Below are 19987 nucleotides of genomic sequence, written 5' to 3'. Positions count from 1 at the left end.
TTGTTCCTTAGCGTCGCGGGCCCGGTCGATGAATGGGCGGGCGGGCAACCGGCGGACGCGCGACAGGTGGGCGCGGGCGCGCGGGAGGTTTGGCCACAGGCGGTTTCGGACGCTCGGGGCGCACTGGTCGATCAGGTCGGTTGGGACGATCAACGTCAATATCCACATTAACGTCATGGTAGTAGTCGTTCCACAGCATCGAGTCGTAAAACGGGTCATACCCGTACCCGACCCCAACCGTAACACCGTCACAGGCTGACAGCGTCAAAGTCGCGATCCCCAACCCCAGCGCAAGAGACATCCGTTTGATCAGTCTAACGCTCATCGCTCCCTCCCTCCCTCACTGAAGCGCCCGGAACGACGCGAATACGGCGTTCAGATCATCTGCATAACTCGGGTCCGCCCCGTCCCGCAGAATAGCAACTGCGATGGCAACCCGGCCTTGCGGAAGGTCAATGACGGTGGCGGTAAAGCTTACTCCCTTGCCGTCCCGGTGCCCGGTGCCCCGAAACACGCGGGCTGGCAATCCGCCGATACGGGTGTCGCTGATGCTGGTCGTCGTAGGGTCTTTGACCAGAAACTTGTCGATATCCTGCAAGTACCGGACGCCGCCCTGAATTGTTCCAACACCCGCAGGTGATACGAAACCCATCCACACCGCGTCGTCTGTCACCGGCCGGAACCCCATGACCCGCGCGACCGCACGGGCGTCGCCCAGTTCGGTATCCTCAATCTCGCGCGGGCCGCCGGTACGAAGGACCCAGAAGTCTGGAACGTCAAACCGAAAGAGCGCTTGGCCTTCATCGGTGTATGTCACGGGTGTGTCAGCCAGTGCTGGTGCAGCTGCGCCGACCCAAAACACACCACAGAGGGCAAGTACAGAACATGATAAAAAACGCATATCTCAATAACCTGGTTATTTCCTTCCGATCAGATTGAACTGTTGCAGCGCTGTTTGTCCAGCATCGCTTGGCAGCAAGGGCAGGACAGGCATCCACCCCAACTGGCGGCATGATCCGGTGAGACCTAGTTGCAGGCGCAAAACCTGCCTTGTTGCGGAACCCTGCCCGTCAATACCGTACCAAATCCTTTGCAGGACAGTTTTCCGAACCCGTCTGCTGCTGAAAAGCCCGAACAAACGGCAAGAATCAGGGCAAACCGTCTCATATACGCTCTCGCATCTTGTTCCCTACCCCGCACGCGGTTAAACCCCGCGCCAACGCCTCATCCAATCTGCAAAAAAGGTGCCGTCGCCTATGATTCCCCGTTATTCCCGCCCCGACATGGTTGCCATCTGGTCGCCCGAGACCAAGTTCCGCATCTGGTACGAGATCGAGGCGCACGCGTGCGATGCCATGGCGGATCTGGGCGTGATCCCGCGTGAAAATGCCGAAGCTGTCTGGAAAGCCAAGGATGTGGAATTCGATGTCGCCCGCATCGACGAGATCGAAGCCGTCACCAAGCATGACGTCATCGCCTTCCTGACCCATCTTGCAGAGCATGTCGGCAGTGAAGAGGCGCGTTTTGTGCATCAGGGCATGACCAGCTCGGACGTGCTGGACACTTGTTTCAACGTACAGCTGACCCGCGCCGCCGACATCCTGATTGCCGACCTTGAAGGGCTTCTGGCTGCGCTCAAGCGCCGCGCGATGGAACATAAGAACACGGTTCGTATTGGACGCAGCCACGGCATCCACGCCGAACCGACAACCATGGGTCTGACCTTTGCCCGCTTCTACGCCGAGATGGACCGCAACCTGTCCCGGATGCGCGATGCACGTGCGGAAATCGCCACCGGAGCGATCAGCGGCGCGGTTGGTACCTTTGCCAACATCGACCCGCAAGTCGAGGAACATGTCTGTGACAAGCTGGGTCTGGTGCCTGAGCCGATCAGCACGCAGGTCATTCCGCGTGACCGCCACGCGGCCTTTTTTGCAACGCTGGGCGTCATCGCAAGCAGCATCGAAAACATTGCCATCGAAATCCGCCACATGCAGCGGACCGAGGTACTGGAGGGGGCTGAGTTCTTCTCGATGGGCCAGAAAGGCTCCTCGGCGATGCCGCACAAGAAAAACCCGGTGCTGACTGAGAACCTGACCGGTCTGGCGCGCATGGTCCGCGCAGCCGTAATACCGGCAATGGAGAATGTCGCGCTCTGGCACGAACGCGACATCTCGCATTCATCTGTCGAGCGCATGATCGGTCCGGATGCCACAATCACGCTGGATTTTGCCTTGGCCCGCCTGACAGGTGTGGTCGACAAAATGCTGATCTTCCCGGAAAACATGCTGGAAAACATGAACAAGTTCCCCGGGCTGGTCATGAGCCAGCGCGTTCTGCTGGCCCTGACCCAGGCAGGTGTCAGCCGTGAGGACGCCTATGCCATGGTACAGCGCAACGCGTTGAAGGTTTGGGAACACCGCACCGACTTCAAGGCGGAACTGTTGGCGGATGCTGATGTAACTGCCGCACTCAGCCCTGCGGAGATCGAAGAGAAATTCGACCTCGGGTATCACACCAAGCATGTCGATACGATCTTTGCGCGCGTGTTTGGCGAATAACGGGTATTTTTTCAGTCTGTTAGCCGGGGGTGTTCTGCCACATGCAGGGCACCCCCTTGCTTTTTGCCAGATCAACAGAAATGCGGTATCCTGCATGTGCTTTTTCCATACGAGGGAAACATCATGATCCGAACACTCCTAAGCGCATTGGCACTGGTTCTTGTGGCCTCGGTCGGGCTTGCCTGCGAAGAGCATTCCAAACAGACCCAATCCTGCGCACCCGGTACGGCCTGGGATACTGAAACAAAAAGCTGCGCGAAATCTGTCAACAGCTGACAATTTTTGTCCAGTTCGTGAATAAAAGCGACCGTTCCACTGTTAGCTTTTTTGTAGATCACACTATGATTTCAATAAGAGCCCCGAGAACGGAGTAAAGAAATGCGCCTTTTGTTAGCTTCTGCCCTTGCCTTGCAAGCCTTTGCCTTCGCGCCAGCTGTCCATGCCGCAGGCGGTGACAGCAGCAGCCCGCCGAAACCCACGAATACGACCAAGAAATGCCTGTTCGGCCGTGTATATGATGAAACCCGTGGAAAATGCGTCAAACCCGACAAGTCTAACCTGACCGATGATCAGCTGTATAATGCGGTCCGCGAACTGGCGTATGACGGGCAATACGGGCACGCTCAGGACATTCTGCGCATCATGGATCAGGAGGACGATCGTGTCCTGGCCTATTGGGGTTTCACCTATCGCAAAATGGGCGAGCTGGAACTGGCAAATGTCTTTTATCAAAACGCGATCAATGCCAATCCAGACAATCTATTGGCGCGCAGCTACATGGCGCAGGGGTTTGTGTCCGAAGGCCGAACCGATCTGGCGATCGAGCAATGGCGTGAAATAAAGGCCCGCGGCGGCGAAGGCACATGGGCCGAGGCGTCGCTGCGCGAAGCGATCCGAACGGGCCTGACATACAGCTATTGAGGTTCAGGGTTATTTAACCCGACTCTCTCTAATCTGCCTGTGGTTCGAAAACTTTGGCTCCACAGGCAGATGCAGAACACCAACGCATTAATTCAAACGGTTCAAGGGGCTTCGGCCCCGTTTTCCGCAGAGGGTGGCGACAACCCGCGCCTTGTTCCCCGATCTTTGACCAGCCGTCAGAAGGCAGCTGTCGTCGTGCGCCTGTTGTTGAACGAAGGCGCCGATCTTCCGTTGGAGGAACTTCCCGATGACCTGCAAGAAAAACTGACACACCAATTGGGGGAAATGGGCCTTGTGGACCGGGTGACTCTGGGTGCTGTGGCACAGGAATTCAGCGAAGCCCTGGACAATGTCGGTCTGGCCTTTCCACATGGGCTTGCCGGAGCCTTGGATGCCGTCAGCGGAAAGATCACGCCCGCGACAGCGGCGCGTTTGCGCAAAGTTGCCGGAGTTCGCCAGATCGGTGATCCCTGGCAAAGGTTGCGCGACATTCCGGCCCAGGACCTTGCGGCCATGGCACAGGCGGAAAGCACTGAAGTTGCAGCTGTGATGCTTTCAAAAATGGATACAGCACAGGCGGCACAGATGCTGGGCCACATGCCGGGTCCGGTGGCGCGGCGGATCACCTACGCAATTTCGAAAACAGCAAATGTCACACCCGAAGCGGTTGAGCGGATCGGCTGGTCACTGGCTGCTCAGCTGGATCAGCGGCCTGTTCAGGCCTTCAATGACGGTCCGGGCGCGCGGGTGGGTGCAATTCTGAACCAGTCTGCGTCCGCCACGCGCGACGACCTGCTGAACGCGCTGGATGAGGACGACGCCGATTTTGCCGATCTGGTGCGCCGCTCGATCTTTACCTTCGCCCATATCTCCAGCCGGATTTCCCCACGTGATGTTCCAGCCATATTGAGGGAAGTCGATCAGCCTGTTCTGGTCGCGGCCCTTGCTGGTGCCGCCGCGGATGATGACAAGGCATCTGTCGAGTTTCTGCTGTCGAATATCTCCTCCCGCATGGCAGAAAACCTGCGCGAGGAAATCGCGGAACGCGGGCGGGTCAAGCAATCTGAGGCCGAAGATGCCATGACCCAGATCGTTGGGGCGGTTCGTACCTTGTCTGACGCCGGAACAATTACGCTGATTGAAAAGGAAGACGACGAAAACACGGGTTGAGGCAGGAACAGGCGCACCCGCCAGATCGTTAGGGCAGCCATTTCGCCAGAGTGCTTGAGGTTACGGGTACCGGGTTGTATGTCTGAGGCAACATTTCGCAACACGCGGTGAGACACCTCCATGCCCGTCGAAAAGTCGGAGCTCAGCCGGTTTGAGCTTGGAAAATACTATGTCGCCAATCTGCTCCTGCAGGGAATCATCGGCGCTATGCGCCTGCTTCCTTATGAAAGGCGCATAGCAACCATGGGTGCAATTATGAAAACCCTTGCACCCGTCGTTGGATTTCGCACCCGTGTCCGCCGGAATCTAAAGCTCACCTGCCCTGAATTGTCTGATGCCGAGATCACAAAGATCTATCGTGACGTGTCGGATAATGCTGGTCGGGCAATTATGGAGCATTTTTCACCCGAAGGTTTCATCGAACGTCAGGTGAACGCCAAGATATCCGGGCCCGGTATTGATGCGTTTGACGCCGCGATTGCCGAAGGGCGCCCGGTGATGATGATCACTGCGCATTTCGGTCACTATCTGGCCGCGCGTGTTGCCCTGCAGAAACACAGCGGCAAGCCGATTGGATGCCTCTACCGGCGGATGGCCAATCCCTATTTCAACGACGCTTATGTCGAGGCTTTTTACAAAACCGGCGCACCGATGTTTGAACAGGGGCGGCGCGGTATGGTCGAAATGGTCCGGTCACTCAAGAACGGTGGAATCATTGCCATCGTGTCCGACCTGCATGCACTGGGGGGCGAAGAGCTGACATTCTTTGGCAAGCCTGCCGTGACATCCGTGCTGAACGCAGAGCTGGCCATCAAATACAAGGCCGTACTGATACCGTGCTATGCCGTGCGCCAGCCAAACGGCATCGACTTTGAAATCATCCTGCATGATCCCGTTCCGCACACGGACCCAAAGACGATGACCCAGTTCACCAATGACGATCTGGAACAGATCGTGCGGCAGCATATGGGACAGTGGTTCTGGATCCACCGGCGTTGGAAAAGCTGGAACGGCCTTGGCGTTCAACCGGACGACATGCCCTGATCATTTGGCCCAAGTCGCGGCAACAATTGGCCCGTGACCGGCCCTTTGCACAAGCACAACGGCTGGCAAGTCTGGTTCCAGCTGCGCCGAGTAAGTCTGCGGCGCTTTCCCGTCCCACCGGCCTGCAATCTGCCATGTCTCAACAACATTGGCATAATCCAATTCCCGCCCGGCTAGTTCACCACGGCGGATCGAGGCATGGCGCAGAGGCGAATACTGAACGATACGCACGTCATAGATCTCACCTGCGGGCAATTCCACAGGCGTCACACTCACGGTCACTTCGTCAGCGTCTCGGGTTGCTGTCACCGCTGCCTCGGGGGCGGCCTTTAGATGCGCATCAATCAGACGGTCGAGCTCCTGAGCCTGAGCGCCGACAATATCGTGCTGACCATTTATGATCATCTGGGGCGTATAGATCATGGATTTTCCGTTTTCGCGGGCATAGGCCCGTTGCCGGAGCGTGTGATCAGGATCGGCATATTCGTCCTTCCAGCCGATGTAATCCCAATAGTCGACATGCAACGCCAGCCCGATGACATCGTCGCGTTTCGCCAGCTCATGCATGATCCGATCTGCCGGCGGGCAAGACGAACACCCCTGTGAGGTGAACAGCTCAACCACCACAGGATCCCCACCGGCCATGGGCTGGGTGGCGAGCAGGCAGGATATCAGGGCGGTCAAAGCAGCGGGTCTGAACATCAAAACTCTCGGATAAAGCGGGTGTTCTCTGGGATAGCCGTTTTGCCCTTCAACCGCCAATCAACGTTTCTTGAGGGCGGTATCTGCAATTCTCCGCCTAAATGTGTGCAATGGTATACAAAATTACAAATCCAGTGTCATTGAACCTTGAACCAACGGCTTGGGTGATGCAGATAACACTCAGCGATGCCCGAAATCCAAGTCATTTGAGAAGGGAGGCCACCAGATGCCCATTAAAGTCGGACAGGATACCGCCAAGACACGCCGCAGCCTGAACGTGAATGGCAAATCCATTTCCTACTATTCGATCCCCGCCGCGCAGCAGGCCGGTTTGGGTGATTTTTCCAACCTTCCTGCCGCGTTGAAAGTCGTGCTGGAAAACATGCTCCGATTTGAAGACAGCGGCTTTTCGGTCTCGGTCGATGACATCAAAGCATTTGCCGAATGGGGTGCCAATGGCGGCAAGAACCCGCGCGAGATTGCATACCGCCCTGCCCGCGTGCTGATGCAGGACTTCACCGGTGTTCCAGCGGTGGTCGATCTGGCCGCCATGCGCGACGGGATCAAGGGCCTGGGCGGCGACGCACAGAAGATCAACCCGTTGAACCCGGTCGATCTGGTTATCGACCACTCGGTCATGATCGACGAGTTCGGGAACCCGCGTGCGTTCCAGATGAACGTCGACCGCGAATACGAGCGCAACATGGAACGTTATCAGTTCCTGAAATGGGGTCAGAACGCGTTCAACAATTTCCGCGTTGTGCCTCCCGGCACCGGTATCTGTCATCAGGTGAACCTGGAATATCTGGCACAGACTGTCTGGACTGACACCGATCAGAACGGCGAAGAAGTTGCCTATCCTGACACACTGGTTGGCACTGACAGCCACACCACCATGGTCAACGGCATGGCCGTTCTGGGGTGGGGCGTTGGCGGGATTGAGGCCGAAGCCGCAATGCTGGGTCAGCCGATCTCGATGCTGATCCCTGAGGTGATCGGTTTTGAGTTAACCGGCTCGATGGTCGAAGGCACCACCGGTACAGACCTTGTTCTGAAAGTTGTCGAAATGCTGCGTGCCAAGGGCGTGGTGGGCAAATTCGTCGAATTCTATGGCGAAGGGCTGGACCGCCTGCCGCTGGCTGACCGTGCAACCATCGCCAATATGGCGCCGGAATACGGAGCGACATGCGGCTTCTTCCCGATCGACGGAGAAACCCTGCGCTACATGCGCAACACCGGCCGCGACGAAGACCGCATCGCGCTGGTCGAAGCCTATGCCAAGGAAAACGGGTTTTGGAGAGGCCCGGACTATGCGCCGATCTACACTGACACTCTGTCACTGGACATGGGCACAATCGTTCCTGCAATTTCAGGCCCGAAACGCCCGCAGGACTACGTCGCGCTGACCGGCGCCAAGGCCGCTTTCACCAAGGAAATGGAAGAGACCTTCAAGCGCCCCATGGGCAAGGAAGTCGCCGTCAAGGGCGAAGACTACACCATGGAGTCGGGCAAGGTTGTAATTGCTTCGATCACCTCCTGTACCAACACGTCGAACCCTTACGTGATGATCGGTGCAGGCCTTGTGGCTCGCAAAGCCGCAGCTCTGGGTCTGAACCGCAAACCTTGGGTTAAAACCTCGCTGGCACCCGGTTCGCAGGTTGTATCTGCTTATCTTGAGGCCGCTGGACTGCAAGAAGATCTGGACAAGGTCGGTTTCAACCTTGTTGGGTACGGCTGCACCACCTGCATCGGCAACTCGGGCCCGATCCAGAAAGAAATCTCGGAAGCCATTGCCGAGGGCGATCTGGTCGCCACGTCGGTTCTGTCCGGCAACCGGAACTTCGAAGGCCGTATCTCACCGGATGTCCGCGCAAACTACTTGGCTTCGCCGCCGTTGGTTGTTGTCTATGCGCTGGCAGGTACGCTCGACATCGATCTGACGTCCGAGCCCATCGGTCAGGACAAGGATGGCAACGACGTCTTCATGAAGGACATCTGGCCAACCCAAAGCGAAATCGCGGAACTGGTCGAAGCAACCGTAACCCGCGAAGCGTTCCAGTCGAAATATGCGGATGTCTTCAAGGGGGATGAGAAATGGCAAAGCGTCGAGGTTCCGCAACAGGAAACCTATGACTGGCCGCCAACGTCGACCTACATCCAGAACCCGCCCTATTTCCAGGGTATGGGGGCGGAACCGGGCACGATCTCGAACATCGAAGGCGCCAAGGTTCTGGCCATTCTGGGCGACATGGTGACCACCGACCACATCTCACCTGCGGGATCATTCGCAACCACGACGCCGGCTGGCAAATATCTGACCGACCGTCAGGTTCAGCCACGTGAATTCAACTCATACGGCTCGCGACGGGGCAATCACGAAGTCATGATGCGCGGTACCTTTGCCAATATCCGCATCAAGAACGAGATGTTGGACGGAGTTGAAGGCGGATATACCAAAGGTCCGGATGGTGAACAGACTTCGATCTACGATGCCTCGATGGCCTATCAGGCCAATGGCACTCCGCTAGTCGTGTTTGGTGGCGAACAATACGGCGCAGGCTCAAGCCGCGACTGGGCGGCCAAGGGCACCGCACTGCTGGGCGTCAAAGCCGTGATTGCAGAAAGCTTTGAGCGAATCCACCGGTCTAATCTGGTTGGCATGGGCGTTATCCCGTTCGAATTCACCGGTGGAGATACCCGCATAACCCTGGGTCTGAAGGGGAACGAAACCGTCTCGATCCACGGTCTGGATACGGTCGAGCCGTTGCAGATCGTGCCCTGCACCATCACCTACGCAGATGGGGCTGAGACGACCATCCAGTTGAAATGCCGGATCGATACCGCGCCTGAGATCGAATACATCGAAAACGGTGGCGTGCTTCAATACGTGCTGAGGAATCTGGCGAAGGCCAACTAAGCCTGACCAGTCTGGACAAATGACAAGGGCGCCTGCGGGGCGCCCTTTCCTTTTCTGTATTTCAGTATCCCGTTCACGCATTTTTAAATGGATTCCTTGACCCTGCTACAAAAACCGGAGACGCGTATGCAGGAAGTCGTCATTGTCAAATCCACTCCCCTGCCGGGGAAATTCGCGGCGCTTGCCAAACTGATCGGGGATCTGGTTGCCGAAACCCGAAAATTCCCCGGATGTCGTGCCGCTTATCTTCTGCTCTCGCCCGCAAACAACGAACAAGTCGTTGTTCACATCTGGGAAAACCCCGACGCGCTTGAAGCCTACCTGAACTGGCGTGCCGACAAAGGCGATTTTCTGCGAATCAACGAGTTTCTTGAGGTCGAGCAGGATTTCCAAACCTACCAGCTCGCCTGAACCAGAGGTTGAAAGGCCCTACTCAGCCGCTTTCTCAAGCGCAGGCCGGATGGTGTTTTCAATGACACGTTGCGTGATCGGGCCTGCAAAGCGCAGAATGATCGTTCCATCACCGTCGATCACGTAGGTCTCGGGAACACCGTACAAGCCCCAATCAATCGCCATGCGGCCCTGTTCGTCGCGGCCCATGGCGACGTAAGGATCGCCAAGATCAGCCAGAAAAGCCTCGGCACTGCTCAGCTTGTCTTTGTAGTTGATGCCATAAACAGGGATGCCTTCCGCTGCCAGCGCTTCGAGATTGGGGTGCTCGACGCGGCATGGGGCGCACCAGCTGGCCCAATAGTTGACCAGCTTGACCTCTCCGTCCCGCAGCGTTTCATCGTCGAACGGCGTCTTTCCCGGAAACTCGGTGAGAACCACGGGCGGCGCCGGTTGGCCTTCGCGGGCCGAGGGCAAAGCGTTGGGATCTTCGCGAAACATGCCGATGCCTGCGAGAACCGCGAATGCGCCAAATATCAGAGGTGGCGCAATCATCAGGGGCGAGATTTTAGCCATTGCGCGACATCCTCTGTTCGACCTTTTCCATTTCCGCACGCACCTTGCGCCCGCGCATCACGCTGAACGCAACCAGCGCCACGATAAGGGCAATGGAAACAGCATAAGACGACAAAACAGCGTCTGCATATTTTCCAAGATCGGGGATCATCCGCCCACCCTTTCCCGTGCCTGTAACGCCTTAATACGACGGGCGCGAATTTCCGTTCCGGTGCGGTACAACACCAAGGCGATGAACAGCAGAACAAATCCGATGATGCAGGCCAGCAGAGGGTAGAAAAAGACATTGCTGACTTTCTCTTCCGTATCCGCCCCGGTAACGGCCCCGGCCCGCATGACCGATGCGCCCTGATGCAGGCCCTGATTCCAGAAATTCACCGCATACCGGCTGAGGATCGCAAAGACCGACCCCACCAAGCACAAAACCGAGGTCAGATCGGCTGCGGTATCAGGGTCCTCAATAGCTTCCCACAAGGCGACATAGCCAAGGTAGAACAGAAACAGGATCAGAAACGATGTCAGGCGCGGATCCCAGGCCCACCATGTGCCCCACATGGGCTGTCCCCAGATGGCCCCCGTCAGCAGCGCAATCAGGGTCATTACAATCCCGATCGGCGCAGCAGCCCGTGCCGCAAGCGCGCTGACATGGTGGCGACGCACCAGCCAGACCAATGAGGTGGCCAGCATCATCAGCCAGCAATTGATCGCCATCAGGGCCGCCGGAACATGCAAATAGATGATCTTGACCGTCGACCCCTGCTTGTAGTCGTCCGGTGTAAAGAAAAAGCCCCAAGTCAGACCGACAACGATGCAGAGGATCGAGACGATCCAGAAAAACGGCAGGACCCGTTCGCTGGTTTCAAGAAACTTGCGCGGGTTGGCATATTCCCAGAGGGCGTTGGCTTTGGCTGCGATTGACATGGGCCCTATCTAGTCCGAGTTGGGGTGGTTCTCAATTGACATCCATCAAACTTGTCGCGGTTCACCGCAGATTGATACGTAGCACGGCAGCGCTGGCAAAGGGCAACAATGCGATGGTTGCCGCCGTGATCCCGGCCAGCATCAGCAGTGGCGTCTGCACTTCCATCCCTGTTGCTCCACGCCGGGCAACTTCGGCCCCGAAAATCAGGGTGGGGACGTAAAGCGGCAACACCAGAAGCGACAGCAATAGCCCGCCACGTTTCAGACCAACGGTGAGCGCAGCACCAAATGTCCCGATGACGCTCATGGCCGGGGTACCGATCAGGAGCGAGATCACCAGCCAGAAAAACCCCGGCATCGGCAGGTTCAAAAGAACACCCAGAAACGGCGCGGCCAGAACCAGCGGCAGACCAGTGGTCAGCCAGTGGGCCAGCGCCTTGACTGTGACAACCGATTCAAGCGGCAGCGGTGCCGTGGCCAGCAGGTCAAGCGAGCCGTCTTCCCAGTCCAGTGCCAGCAGGCGGTCAAGCGACAGAAGGCAGGCCAGCAAGGCCCCCAGCCAGAGCACACCGGGCGCAATCGTGGACAGCAGCGAGGATTGCGGCCCCACGGCAAATGGCACCATCACAGTCACGATCAGGAAAAAGGCCAGACCCAGCCCAAACCCGCCGCCTGCGCGGAAAGCCAGTTTCAGGTCGCGCAGCAACAGGGCGATCACAGGAAACCTCCGTCGAAATCGTCGATGGGTTTGGGTTTGGCCTTGTTAGGACCGACGTCCAGAACCTCGCCATCAAGGCCAAGGTCGATATGGGTCGCGATCAGGGCTGACCCGCCCTGCTCCAGATGTGCCCCCACCGCATCGGCAAACATTTGCACCGCGTTCCTGTCCAGCGAGACGGTCGGTTCGTCCAGCATCCAGATTGGCCGCCCTGTGACCAGCATCCGCGCCAGCCCCAACCGCCGTTTCTGGCCCGCCGACAGATTGCCGGCGTGACGGTCGGCGAGTTCGTTCAACTCAAAAGCGTCCAGCGCCGGCTGGATGTCATATGTACCAAAGACCGCTGCCCAGAATGTCAGGTTTTCAGTCACCGACAATGTCGGTTTGAGCCCGTCCGAATGGGACGCGTAGGCGATCCGGTCCTCGGCCCCTTCGATCTTGCCTTCCAGCGGAGGCTGCAAGCCAGCCAACGTGCGCAGAAGCGTCGTTTTGCCGATCCCGTTTGGGCCCCGCAGGATCAGAGCCTTGCCCGGCGACAGCTGAAAGCTGAGGCCCTCAAGGACGGGAACACCGCCACGTGTGATCGACAGATCTGTTACAGTCAAAGTCATGAGACCCGCTTAGCGGATTGTCCGCAGGGGCAAAAGGCGAGATTTGCCGCAGGATGCCAGCGCACCACAGCTGGCACATGTCGGAGTGAGGGGCCAGCCCCTCACACTCCCCGGGATATTTTTGGCCAGATGAAGAGAATCCCGTCAGACAGGGATCAGGGCAAGTGCGATGCGGCGACCTTCGGCGAGCAGCACATTGTAGGTGCGGCAGGCGGCGGGGGAGTTCATGATTTCAACACCAAGTCCGACATTTTCCAACTCAACCCGTAGCGATTGGGGGATGTGGGCCATGTCTGCGCCCGTGCCGATAAGCAGGACGTCGATCCTGCCCGCCAGGTCCAGAAGGGGGTGTCGGTCGTCATAGCCGCCCCACTCTGCCGGGCCTGCCGGGCCTGTCAGGACAGCGCCGTGGAAGACATCGCCGCCAATTCGAAAAAAACCGGGGCCATAACCGTCTATGGGTTTGGCATCTGTAAAAGTAATCTGATTCAGACGCATGATGTCCCTTCTTCAATCCAGAAGCGGCAGTCCGGAAATGACCGCAATCAGGATGACCGAATAGGCCGCGAGGCGGTAGATCCGTTCCAGTTTCGGGTCGAACAATGCTTTGCCGATAAGCGTAGTGATCAGATAAGGCACACACAGCAGCAGGACAATCCATAGGATCGACAAATCTGCGGCACCGCTGATGAGGATGTTGAAAACGATGACAACGTCGAGCAATGCCAGAAAAATGATGGTGTTGGCACGAATCTTGCGCACATCTGTGGAACTGGCCAGATAGAACACGATGACAACCGGGCCGGTCAGCCCGGTCATGCCGCCGACAACGCCTGCGCTACCGCCGATGGCGAGACGTCCGGGCAGTCCCAGTTTACCCTCCCACCGCCAGCCAGTAACCACGGCCAGCAGGGTCAGACCGGTAATGCCGCAAACAACCCAGCGCAGCGCAACCGAGTCCACCTGCACCATGATCCACAGCCCCAGCGGCACGGTTATCGTTGCGGCAAAGCCCAGAGTGCTGATTTCGACCTTGTCACAATCCCGCCACGCCTGCGGAGCCAAGGCAAAGGTTGATGCAATACCGGTGGCGGCCATCAGAAAGACCACTTCTGCAATAGGCAGGAACTGGGTCGCCACCGGCACAAAGATCATCGCGGTGCCAAAACCTGTGAAGCCGCGGACAAGTCCCGCGGCTCCGATGGTAAGGATCAGCCAAGTGAGGCCCGGCAGGGCCAAGGCCTGTTGTAGAGCCTCAGGCATCAATATTGGCAAACTGGTTGCCCGCCGTATTCGACGGTTTGGACCAGTCGCGCTTGACCCCCAGCCACAGCAGGATGGTTGAGGCCACGAAGACCGACGAATAGGTCCCGACAACGACACCCCAGATCATCGCGAAGACAAATCCGCGGATGACGTCCCCACCCAGCAGATAAAGCGAGATCAGCGCCAGTAAAGTTGTGACCGAGGTCATCACCGTTCGGCTCAGGGTTTCGTTGATCGATACGTTCAGAACCTCTTTCAGGTCCTTCTTTTTGTATTTCCGCAGATTCTCGCGCACCCGGTCGAAGACGACAACCGTGTCGTTCAGCGAATAGCCGACGATGGTCAGCAGCGCCGCGATGATCGCCAGATCGAAGCGGATTTGCAGTTCCGAGAAGATGCCGATGGTCAGGATCACATCGTGCACCAATGCGGCAACTGCCCCCAGTGCAAACTGCCATTCAAAGCGCAGCCAAATGTAGACAAGAACGGCGCCGATGGCCAAGACAACCGCGATAACAGCAGTCTGGATCAGCTCGCCCGACACTTTTGGGCCAACGGATTCGACGCTTTCAAAGGGCAGTTTTAGTCCGGGGTCTGCGGCAGCCAGCGCTTCGCCGACCTGGGTGATCACATCTGCGGTGACCGCTTCGGCGTCTTCCTGAGCCTGAATACGGATCATCGCGACATTTTCATCGGGACCGAAGCTTGGATCAAAAATCTCGGTGATAGTGACGTCACCCAGTTGCAGCGGAGACAAAGCATCGCGGTATACACCCACGTCGATTGCATGATTGCTTTGGGTCCGGATCGTGGTTCCACCGCGGAAATCGATGCCGAAGTTCAGCCCCTGCAGCAGAAATGAGGTGAACGCAATCACCATCATCAGGCCGGAGATTCCAAGCCAGATTTTCCAACGATTGAAGAAGTCGAACGAGGTGTTCTGCGGTACGAGTTTCAGTCTCATGTCAAACCTCGATCGTTTTCGGTCGGCGGCGTTCGAACCACATGACAACCATCAGGCGCGTCACGAAGATCGCGGTGAAGACGGATGTCAGGATACCCAGGCCCAGAGTGATCGCGAACCCGCGCACAGGGCCGCTGCCCATGGCAAACAGGATAACGGCGGTGATGAAAGTGGTTATGTTGGCGTCCAGAATGGCCGACAACGCCTTTTCATAGCCCAGATCGATGGCGCGGGCCGGACCTCTGGCGGATTTCAGTTCTTCGCGGATGCGCTCAAAGATCAGCACGTTGGCATCCACTGCCATACCGACCGTCAGAACGATCCCCGCAATCCCCGGCAGTGTCAGTGTTGCGCCGATCAGGGACAGCAAGCCGAACAACAGGCCCACGTTGATGATCAGCGCGATATTGGCGAAGACACCGAACAGGCCATAGCTGAGCGCCATGAATACCAGCACCGCGACAAAGGCCACGATTGTGGCAACTTTACCTGCGTCGATACTGTCCTGCCCCAGTTCGGGGCCGATGGTGCGTTCTTCCAGGAATTCTAGCCCTGCAGGCAAAGCACCGGCACGCAGCAGGACGGCCAGATTGGTGCTTTCCTCAACGGTGAAGTTACCGGTGATGATGCCCGACCCGCCCGGGATATGGCTTTGGATCACGGGGGCCGAGATCACTTCGTCATCCAGCACGATGGCAAAGGGTGCGCCGATGTTGTCACGGGTATAATCCCCGAACTTGCGCGCACCGGATGTGTTGAACCGGAAGTTGACCGCAGGGCGGCCGTTCTGATCGAAGGACGGCTGGGCGTCGACCAGTTCCTCTCCTGTCACGACCGGAGCGGATTCGATGTTGTAATAAACTTCGTTTTCGTCAATCGACGGCACGATTTTTTCACCGACGCCTGCGACGGCATCCGGATCGGTTCCGCGCCCGACAACCGGATTAAACGTCAACTGTGCCGTTGTTCCGATGATTTCCTTAAGTTCGCCCGCACTGCCGATACCCGGCACCTGAATCAGGATTCGATCCGTCCCCTGGCGCTGGATTGTGGGCTCTCGCGTACCGACTTCGTCGATCCGGCGGCGGATGATTTCCAGCGCCTGACGCACCGTGCGATCATCCGAGGCCAGTTTTTCTGCCTCGGACAGTTGAACAACAATCGTGTCGCCATCCGCACGGGCTTCGATATCTGTGGCACCTACACCTGTCAGTGTCTGCACCTGCCGGGCCAGACCGCGAACAACCTCCAACGCCTGTGGCATTCCTTCGGGCTGGCTGATGCGCACGCGAATCTCATCCGCGGCCGAGTCCTGACGGCGGATGGTTCCCACCGTGGCACGTTCATCGCGCAGCGCGTCGCGGATTTCCGGCCACATCGCCTCCATCCGGGATTCGTAGACGTCCTGCACCTGAACTTCAGCCAGCAGATGCGCACCGCCGCGCAGGTCGAGGCCAAGATTGACCAGGGATGACGGCAGCCAGTTCGGCCATTGCGCGGCTTCAGCCTGTATCTGCGGCGTGTCATTGCCCAGCTCGATCGCAGCCTTGGCGTCGTTGGATTGCTCGACCCGCGTGTAAAACGCGTTTGGCAGGGCCATGAGCAGACCGGTCACGCAGACCAGCCAGATCAGAACCCGCTTCCAGGTATCAAATTGCAGCATTACCCTGCCTTTTCAAGGAATTGTCGCGCGAAGTTACTTCGCCGGCTCGGTCTTGTTAAGAACCTGGGCGATGGTCGATTTGACCACGCGAATCTTGACGCCCTCGGCGATTTCGACCTCGATCTCGTTATCGCCTTCCTTGACCTTCGATACCTTGCCGATCACGCCGCCTTGCGTGATCACCTGATCACCCCGACGCACGGCATCAACCATGGCCTGATGTTCCTTCATCTTCTTTTGCTGCGGACGGATCAGCAGGAAATACATGATCGCGAAGATCAGGATCAGCGGGAGAAACTGGGCGATTGCGCCACCATCCATGGGACATTCCTTTGTTCTAGTCTTGCGGCACAGTTCCGCAAATTTGGGCGGAACCTATGCTTTGAAATGTCGGTTTGCAAGCAAAGGCGGTCATGTAACCCACTTGAATACAGGCATGTCCCGGCAACTACGGGCAAAGCGTTGCAGATATGTCCTAGGAACATAACCGAAACCGGGTATAGTTTATCTGAAGGGGGACACATGACACGGCCACTCAAGCCTTTCCTTTCGTTGCTTTATTTACTGACTGCCCTGTCGGTGAGCGTGTGGCTGTCTGGTGCGGCCTTGTCGCAGGAAGCACCCGCTGAATCGCCCCTGTCCGAGACTTCGGAATCGGACACGTTCATGGCCCCGGTCATCGTGGACGGGGACGTTCTGTTTCAGGTGCGAGGATCAAGCGCTCTGCCTGCTCCGGAGCGCGCCGAGGACGTACAGAACAAGATCATTGCGGTTGCGGAAGCGTCGGAAGCACCTTTGGTCGAGATCACATATGAAGAGACCGAATTTGGCATCTGGATTCTGGCCGATGGCCAAAGAATCTCGATCGTTACTAAAGCTGACTCTGAACTGGATCAGATGGAACTAAGTGTTCTGAGCGTTTTGCATGGCAATGCGATCAAACAATCCATTGAGGCGTATCGAGCCAACCGAACCGATCAGGCGCGCGTTTCCGGTGCTATCGAAGCGGCTGCCTGGACGTTGGGATTTGCCCTGTTTGTTGTCACAATCCTGTGGCTGCACCGTCGGATCAGGCGTCGCACATTGAAGCTGGTAAAACGCTACTTAAAGGATGTCGAAACGGCGACAGCCAAAAGCGTTCAGGCCGAAGCAATCGCGGCCCTTATCCGCTATGGTCTGAACTTCGTGCTGCTGATCATCTTCTTTCTCGGTTTCTACTATTACCTGTCCTTTGTTCTTTTGGCTTTTGCGGAAACCAGATATTTCGCACAGCTTCTGCTAACCTATCTGACCGAGCCGGTGCTGCTTATCTTCCGGGGCATCCTCAGCTATATCCCCAATCTGATTATGCTGGGCCTGATCACATGGGTCACGCTGTATATCATCAAAGGTCTGCGCGTGTTCTTTGATGCGGTCGAAGCCGGTTCGTTCGAAATGGGTGATTTCGAAAAACACTGGGTCAACCCGACGTTCAACATTGCCCGTGTCGTCGTTATTCTGATCGCGCTGGTTTTTGCGGTTCCCTATATTCCGGGCTCAGACTCGGCCGCGTTCCAGGGGTTAACCCTTCTGGTCGGCGCCATGCTGTCTTTGGGCGCGAATTCAGTCGTGTCCAACATGCTGGCCGGGCTGTTTGTGATTTACCGCAGGTCTACCTCAATCGGCGACCGTATCCAAATCGGAGACCATATCGGCGATGTCGTTCAGATCAAACTGATGGAGACCCATCTTAAGTCGATCAAGAACGAACTGATTTCAATCCCCAATGCACAGTTGATGAATTCAGATGTCGTGAACTTTTCGAAGAAAACTGATGGTAACGGGCTGTTGCTGCACACGACCGTTGGCATCGGCTACGAAGAACCCCCTGAAAAGGTTGAGGCGATGCTGATTGAGGCCGCCAACCGCACCAAAGGTATCAAGGCCAATCCTGAACCTTTTGTGCTGTGGACGGCGTTGGCCGATTACGCGATCAACTATCAGATCAACGGCTATACCACCCGCGGCAGCATCATTCCCAAAATCCGTTCGGACCTGCATCGAAACATTGTTGCGGTATTTAACGAAAACAATGTGCAGATCATGACGCCTTCTTATGTGGCTGACCCGCCTGAGCCTAAAATACCGGCCGGGGCATGGGAGGGCCATCTGGCGCATGAAACCCACGAAGACGCTGATAAGACGTAACCGGTGCTACACCCTGCCCCGCAGATGGTGCATAAGCGGGTTCAGTGATTCACGCATTCAAGGATCTGAGACATGCACGACATCCGCGCCATTCGCGAAAACCCTGCCGCTTTCGACGCCGCCTTAGCGCGCCGTGGGGACGCGCCGGTGTCGTCAGATCTGCTGAGGCTGGACGAAAGCCGGCGTGCCAAGATTCTGGCTGCCGAAACCGCACAGGCCGAACAAAACAAGGCCAGCAAGGAAGTCGGTGCAGCCAAAGGGCGCGGCGACGAGGCTGAATTCGAACGCCTGCGCGCGCTGGTCGCCGAGAAAAAGGCCGAAGTCGCCCGGATGCAGACCGAGGCCAAGGATCTGGATGCCTTGCTAACCGATCAACTGGCCCGCATCGCCAACCTGCCCGCCGATGACGTACCGCAAGGCGCGGACGAAAACGACAATGTCGAAGCCAACCGCTGGGGCACCCCGCGCGATTTCAGCTTTGCACCGAAAGAGCACTACGACATTCCCGCCGTCGCAGCCGCAATGGATTTCGAAACCGCCGCTAAAACCAGCGGCAGCCGGTTTGTGAACCTGTCCAAGGGGGTTGCCCGGCTCCACCGTGCGCTGGCCCAGTTCATGTTGGACACACATATCGACAAGAACGGGCTGACAGAAATGCAGACACCGGTTCTGGTTCGGGATGAGGCGATGTATGGCACTGATAAACTGCCTAAATTCGGTGACGACAGCTATCAGACGACCAATGGCTGGTGGTTGATCCCAACCTCCGAGGTCACGCTGACTTATTCAGTGGCTGGTGACATTCTTGAAGAGGCTGCGCTGCCCATCCGTATGACCGCCCATACTGTCTGTTTCAGATCCGAGGCCGGAAGTGCGGGCAAGGACACCGCAGGGATGCTGCGCCAGCACCAGTTCGAAAAGGTCGAGATGGTCTCGATCACCCATCCCGACGCGTCAGACGATGAGCAAAAGCGCATGTTGCGCTGCGCCGAGGATCTGCTGGAACAGCTGGGTATTCCCTATCGCACTGTTGTTTTGTGCACCGGTGATATGGGCTTTGGCGCGCGCCGCACCTATGACATCGAAGCGTGGCTGCCCGGACAGGACACCTATCGCGAGATCAGCTCGGTCTCGACCACAGGTGCGTTTCAGGCGCGTCGGATGAATGCCCGTTTCCGGCCTGAAAGTGGTGGCAAACCCGAATTTGTTCATACTCTGAACGGTTCCGGCCTGGCTGTCGGACGTTGCCTGATCGCAGTTCTGGAGAATGGGCAGAATGAAGATGGCACTGTTTCGCTGCCCGAGGTACTTGGCCCCTATCTGGGCGGCAAGCTGACCCTGCAACTTGACGGTACTTTGGCCTGACACACAAAACC

22 protein-coding genes are annotated in these 19987 nt (G+C 57.4%); 9 read left to right on the top strand and 13 right to left on the bottom strand.

From position 1 onward, the window contains the following. Positions 1 to 7: 7 nt before the first annotated feature. Positions 8 to 325 carry a hypothetical protein gene (locus ACR0CE_RS01105; protein ID WP_480584897.1) on the bottom strand — a complete coding sequence of 106 codons (318 nt, stop codon included), beginning with the start codon at positions 323 to 325 and terminating at the stop codon, positions 8 to 10. 15 nt (positions 326 to 340) lie between these two features. Beyond that, a complete protein-coding gene (locus tag ACR0CE_RS01100; RefSeq protein WP_480830552.1) occupies positions 341 to 901 on the bottom strand; it encodes a hypothetical protein in 561 nt (186 codons plus the stop codon). Positions 902 to 1256: 355 nt separating this feature from the next. Between ACR0CE_RS01100 and purB the strand changes: the two genes are divergently transcribed. The 5 genes from purB (at position 1257) to ACR0CE_RS01075 (ending at position 5696) form a co-directional block, all read left to right on the top strand. Then, positions 1257 to 2561 carry an adenylosuccinate lyase gene (gene purB / locus ACR0CE_RS01095; RefSeq protein WP_480830551.1) on the top strand — a complete coding sequence of 435 codons (1305 nt, stop codon included), beginning with the start codon at positions 1257 to 1259 and terminating at the stop codon, positions 2559 to 2561. 123 nt (positions 2562 to 2684) lie between these two features. Then, the gene (locus ACR0CE_RS01090; RefSeq protein ID WP_480504699.1) at positions 2685 to 2837 is read left to right on the top strand and encodes a hypothetical protein; all 153 of its coding nucleotides are present in this window, start codon (positions 2685 to 2687) and stop codon (positions 2835 to 2837) included. A gap of 102 nt (positions 2838 to 2939) precedes the next feature. Then, positions 2940 to 3482, top strand: coding sequence for a tetratricopeptide repeat protein (locus tag ACR0CE_RS01085; RefSeq protein WP_480830549.1), 543 nt, complete (start codon positions 2940 to 2942; stop codon positions 3480 to 3482). Between the two features lie 69 nt (positions 3483 to 3551). Further along, the gene (locus ACR0CE_RS01080; RefSeq protein ID WP_480830547.1) at positions 3552 to 4652 is read left to right on the top strand and encodes a flagellar motor switch protein FliG; all 1101 of its coding nucleotides are present in this window, start codon (positions 3552 to 3554) and stop codon (positions 4650 to 4652) included. Between the two features lie 120 nt (positions 4653 to 4772). Further along, positions 4773 to 5696, top strand: a complete 924-nt coding sequence (locus tag ACR0CE_RS01075; RefSeq protein ID WP_480830545.1) for a lysophospholipid acyltransferase family protein — start codon at positions 4773 to 4775, stop codon at positions 5694 to 5696. On the opposite strand, the gene ACR0CE_RS01070 is transcribed toward ACR0CE_RS01075, so the two are convergent. After that, on the bottom strand, positions 5697 to 6398 hold the full coding sequence (locus tag ACR0CE_RS01070) for a DUF1223 domain-containing protein (protein ID WP_480480351.1): 702 nt from the start codon (positions 6396 to 6398) through the stop codon (positions 5697 to 5699). Positions 6399 to 6624: 226 nt separating this feature from the next. On the opposite strand from ACR0CE_RS01070, the gene acnA reads away from it, so the two are divergent. Further along, positions 6625 to 9315, top strand: coding sequence for an aconitate hydratase AcnA (gene acnA / locus ACR0CE_RS01065; RefSeq protein ID WP_480830543.1), 2691 nt, complete (start codon positions 6625 to 6627; stop codon positions 9313 to 9315). Positions 9316 to 9441: 126 nt separating this feature from the next. Beyond that, entirely contained in the window at positions 9442 to 9726 is a 285-nt protein-coding gene (locus ACR0CE_RS01060; RefSeq protein ID WP_480480348.1) for a putative quinol monooxygenase, read from the top strand. Between the two features lie 18 nt (positions 9727 to 9744). Here the strand turns inward: ACR0CE_RS01060 and ACR0CE_RS01055 are convergent, their stop codons facing one another. The 10 genes from ACR0CE_RS01055 to yajC all read right to left on the bottom strand — a co-directional run bounded on the left by ACR0CE_RS01055 (position 9745) and on the right by yajC (position 16745). Continuing rightward, positions 9745 to 10281 carry a DsbE family thiol:disulfide interchange protein gene (locus tag ACR0CE_RS01055; protein ID WP_480830541.1) on the bottom strand — a complete coding sequence of 179 codons (537 nt, stop codon included), beginning with the start codon at positions 10279 to 10281 and terminating at the stop codon, positions 9745 to 9747. Next, positions 10274 to 10432, bottom strand: coding sequence for a heme exporter protein CcmD (gene ccmD, locus ACR0CE_RS01050; RefSeq protein WP_209503508.1), 159 nt, complete (start codon positions 10430 to 10432; stop codon positions 10274 to 10276). The genes ACR0CE_RS01055 and ccmD overlap by 8 nt, the downstream gene beginning before the upstream one ends. Then, entirely contained in the window at positions 10429 to 11202 is a 774-nt protein-coding gene (locus ACR0CE_RS01045; protein ID WP_267366837.1) for a heme ABC transporter permease, read from the bottom strand. The genes ccmD and ACR0CE_RS01045 overlap by 4 nt, the downstream gene beginning before the upstream one ends. A 61-nt stretch (positions 11203 to 11263) precedes the next feature. Next, the gene (ccmB, locus tag ACR0CE_RS01040) at positions 11264 to 11920 is read right to left on the bottom strand and encodes a heme exporter protein CcmB (RefSeq protein ID WP_267366838.1); all 657 of its coding nucleotides are present in this window, start codon (positions 11918 to 11920) and stop codon (positions 11264 to 11266) included. Next, entirely contained in the window at positions 11917 to 12531 is a 615-nt protein-coding gene (gene ccmA, locus ACR0CE_RS01035; protein WP_480830540.1) for a heme ABC exporter ATP-binding protein CcmA, read from the bottom strand. The genes ccmB and ccmA overlap by 4 nt, the downstream gene beginning before the upstream one ends. 144 nt (positions 12532 to 12675) lie before the next feature. Beyond that, entirely contained in the window at positions 12676 to 13029 is a 354-nt protein-coding gene (locus ACR0CE_RS01030) for an Mth938-like domain-containing protein (protein WP_480480338.1), read from the bottom strand. 12 nt (positions 13030 to 13041) lie between these two features. Then, positions 13042 to 13794 (bottom strand): sulfite exporter TauE/SafE family protein, encoded by a 753-nt coding sequence (locus ACR0CE_RS01025; protein ID WP_480480336.1) that lies wholly within the window; start codon positions 13792 to 13794, stop codon positions 13042 to 13044. Next, a complete protein-coding gene (secF, locus tag ACR0CE_RS01020; RefSeq protein ID WP_480480334.1) occupies positions 13787 to 14761 on the bottom strand; it encodes a protein translocase subunit SecF in 975 nt (324 codons plus the stop codon). The genes ACR0CE_RS01025 and secF overlap by 8 nt, the downstream gene beginning before the upstream one ends. Position 14762: 1 nt before the next feature. Continuing rightward, positions 14763 to 16424 carry a protein translocase subunit SecD gene (gene secD / locus ACR0CE_RS01015; protein ID WP_480480332.1) on the bottom strand — a complete coding sequence of 554 codons (1662 nt, stop codon included), beginning with the start codon at positions 16422 to 16424 and terminating at the stop codon, positions 14763 to 14765. Positions 16425 to 16457: 33 nt separating this feature from the next. Further along, on the bottom strand, positions 16458 to 16745 hold the full coding sequence (gene yajC / locus ACR0CE_RS01010) for a preprotein translocase subunit YajC (protein ID WP_209503494.1): 288 nt from the start codon (positions 16743 to 16745) through the stop codon (positions 16458 to 16460). Positions 16746 to 16946: 201 nt separating this feature from the next. Between yajC and ACR0CE_RS01005 the strand changes: the two genes are divergently transcribed. Together ACR0CE_RS01005 and serS are read left to right on the top strand one after the other, a co-directional pair. Continuing rightward, positions 16947 to 18611, top strand: a complete 1665-nt coding sequence (locus ACR0CE_RS01005; protein ID WP_480485242.1) for a mechanosensitive ion channel family protein — start codon at positions 16947 to 16949, stop codon at positions 18609 to 18611. Positions 18612 to 18683: 72 nt separating this feature from the next. Continuing rightward, positions 18684 to 19976: a serine--tRNA ligase gene (serS, locus tag ACR0CE_RS01000; RefSeq protein WP_480830538.1), complete on the top strand. Its 1293-nt coding sequence runs from the start codon at positions 18684 to 18686 to the stop codon at positions 19974 to 19976. The last annotated feature ends 11 nt before the right edge of the window (positions 19977 to 19987 follow it).

The sequence above is a fragment of the Ruegeria sp. L11 genome, assembly GCF_056531755.1.
The sequence above is the reverse complement of the archived record's forward strand: the minus strand, read 5'-3'. Positions and strand labels throughout refer to the sequence as shown.

What these genes read in the sequence shown, in the direction of transcription:
- ACR0CE_RS01080 (WP_480830547.1), top strand. Translation starts at nt 3,552, where the DNA reads ATGCAGAACACCAACGCATTAATTCAAACGGTTCAAGGGGCTTCGGCC.
- ccmA (WP_480830540.1), bottom strand. Translation starts at nt 12,531, where the DNA reads ATGACTTTGACTGTAACAGATCTGTCGATCACACGTGGCGGTGTTCCC.
- ACR0CE_RS01100 (WP_480830552.1), bottom strand. Translation starts at nt 901, where the DNA reads ATGCGTTTTTTATCATGTTCTGTACTTGCCCTCTGTGGTGTGTTTTGG.
- ACR0CE_RS01075 (WP_480830545.1), top strand. Translation starts at nt 4,773, where the DNA reads ATGCCCGTCGAAAAGTCGGAGCTCAGCCGGTTTGAGCTTGGAAAATAC.
- serS (WP_480830538.1), top strand. Translation starts at nt 18,684, where the DNA reads ATGCACGACATCCGCGCCATTCGCGAAAACCCTGCCGCTTTCGACGCC.
- ACR0CE_RS01030 (WP_480480338.1), bottom strand. Translation starts at nt 13,029, where the DNA reads ATGCGTCTGAATCAGATTACTTTTACAGATGCCAAACCCATAGACGGT.
- ACR0CE_RS01060 (WP_480480348.1), top strand. Translation starts at nt 9,442, where the DNA reads ATGCAGGAAGTCGTCATTGTCAAATCCACTCCCCTGCCGGGGAAATTC.
- secF (WP_480480334.1), bottom strand. Translation starts at nt 14,761, where the DNA reads ATGAGACTGAAACTCGTACCGCAGAACACCTCGTTCGACTTCTTCAAT.
- secD (WP_480480332.1), bottom strand. Translation starts at nt 16,424, where the DNA reads ATGCTGCAATTTGATACCTGGAAGCGGGTTCTGATCTGGCTGGTCTGC.
- ACR0CE_RS01045 (WP_267366837.1), bottom strand. Translation starts at nt 11,202, where the DNA reads ATGTCAATCGCAGCCAAAGCCAACGCCCTCTGGGAATATGCCAACCCG.
- ACR0CE_RS01070 (WP_480480351.1), bottom strand. Translation starts at nt 6,398, where the DNA reads ATGTTCAGACCCGCTGCTTTGACCGCCCTGATATCCTGCCTGCTCGCC.
- ccmD (WP_209503508.1), bottom strand. Translation starts at nt 10,432, where the DNA reads ATGATCCCCGATCTTGGAAAATATGCAGACGCTGTTTTGTCGTCTTAT.
- ACR0CE_RS01005 (WP_480485242.1), top strand. Translation starts at nt 16,947, where the DNA reads ATGACACGGCCACTCAAGCCTTTCCTTTCGTTGCTTTATTTACTGACT.
- acnA (WP_480830543.1), top strand. Translation starts at nt 6,625, where the DNA reads ATGCCCATTAAAGTCGGACAGGATACCGCCAAGACACGCCGCAGCCTG.
- purB (WP_480830551.1), top strand. Translation starts at nt 1,257, where the DNA reads ATGATTCCCCGTTATTCCCGCCCCGACATGGTTGCCATCTGGTCGCCC.
- ACR0CE_RS01085 (WP_480830549.1), top strand. Translation starts at nt 2,940, where the DNA reads ATGCGCCTTTTGTTAGCTTCTGCCCTTGCCTTGCAAGCCTTTGCCTTC.
- ACR0CE_RS01090 (WP_480504699.1), top strand. Translation starts at nt 2,685, where the DNA reads ATGATCCGAACACTCCTAAGCGCATTGGCACTGGTTCTTGTGGCCTCG.
- ACR0CE_RS01105 (WP_480584897.1), bottom strand. Translation starts at nt 325, where the DNA reads ATGAGCGTTAGACTGATCAAACGGATGTCTCTTGCGCTGGGGTTGGGG.
- ACR0CE_RS01025 (WP_480480336.1), bottom strand. Translation starts at nt 13,794, where the DNA reads ATGCCTGAGGCTCTACAACAGGCCTTGGCCCTGCCGGGCCTCACTTGG.
- yajC (WP_209503494.1), bottom strand. Translation starts at nt 16,745, where the DNA reads ATGGATGGTGGCGCAATCGCCCAGTTTCTCCCGCTGATCCTGATCTTC.
- ACR0CE_RS01055 (WP_480830541.1), bottom strand. Translation starts at nt 10,281, where the DNA reads ATGGCTAAAATCTCGCCCCTGATGATTGCGCCACCTCTGATATTTGGC.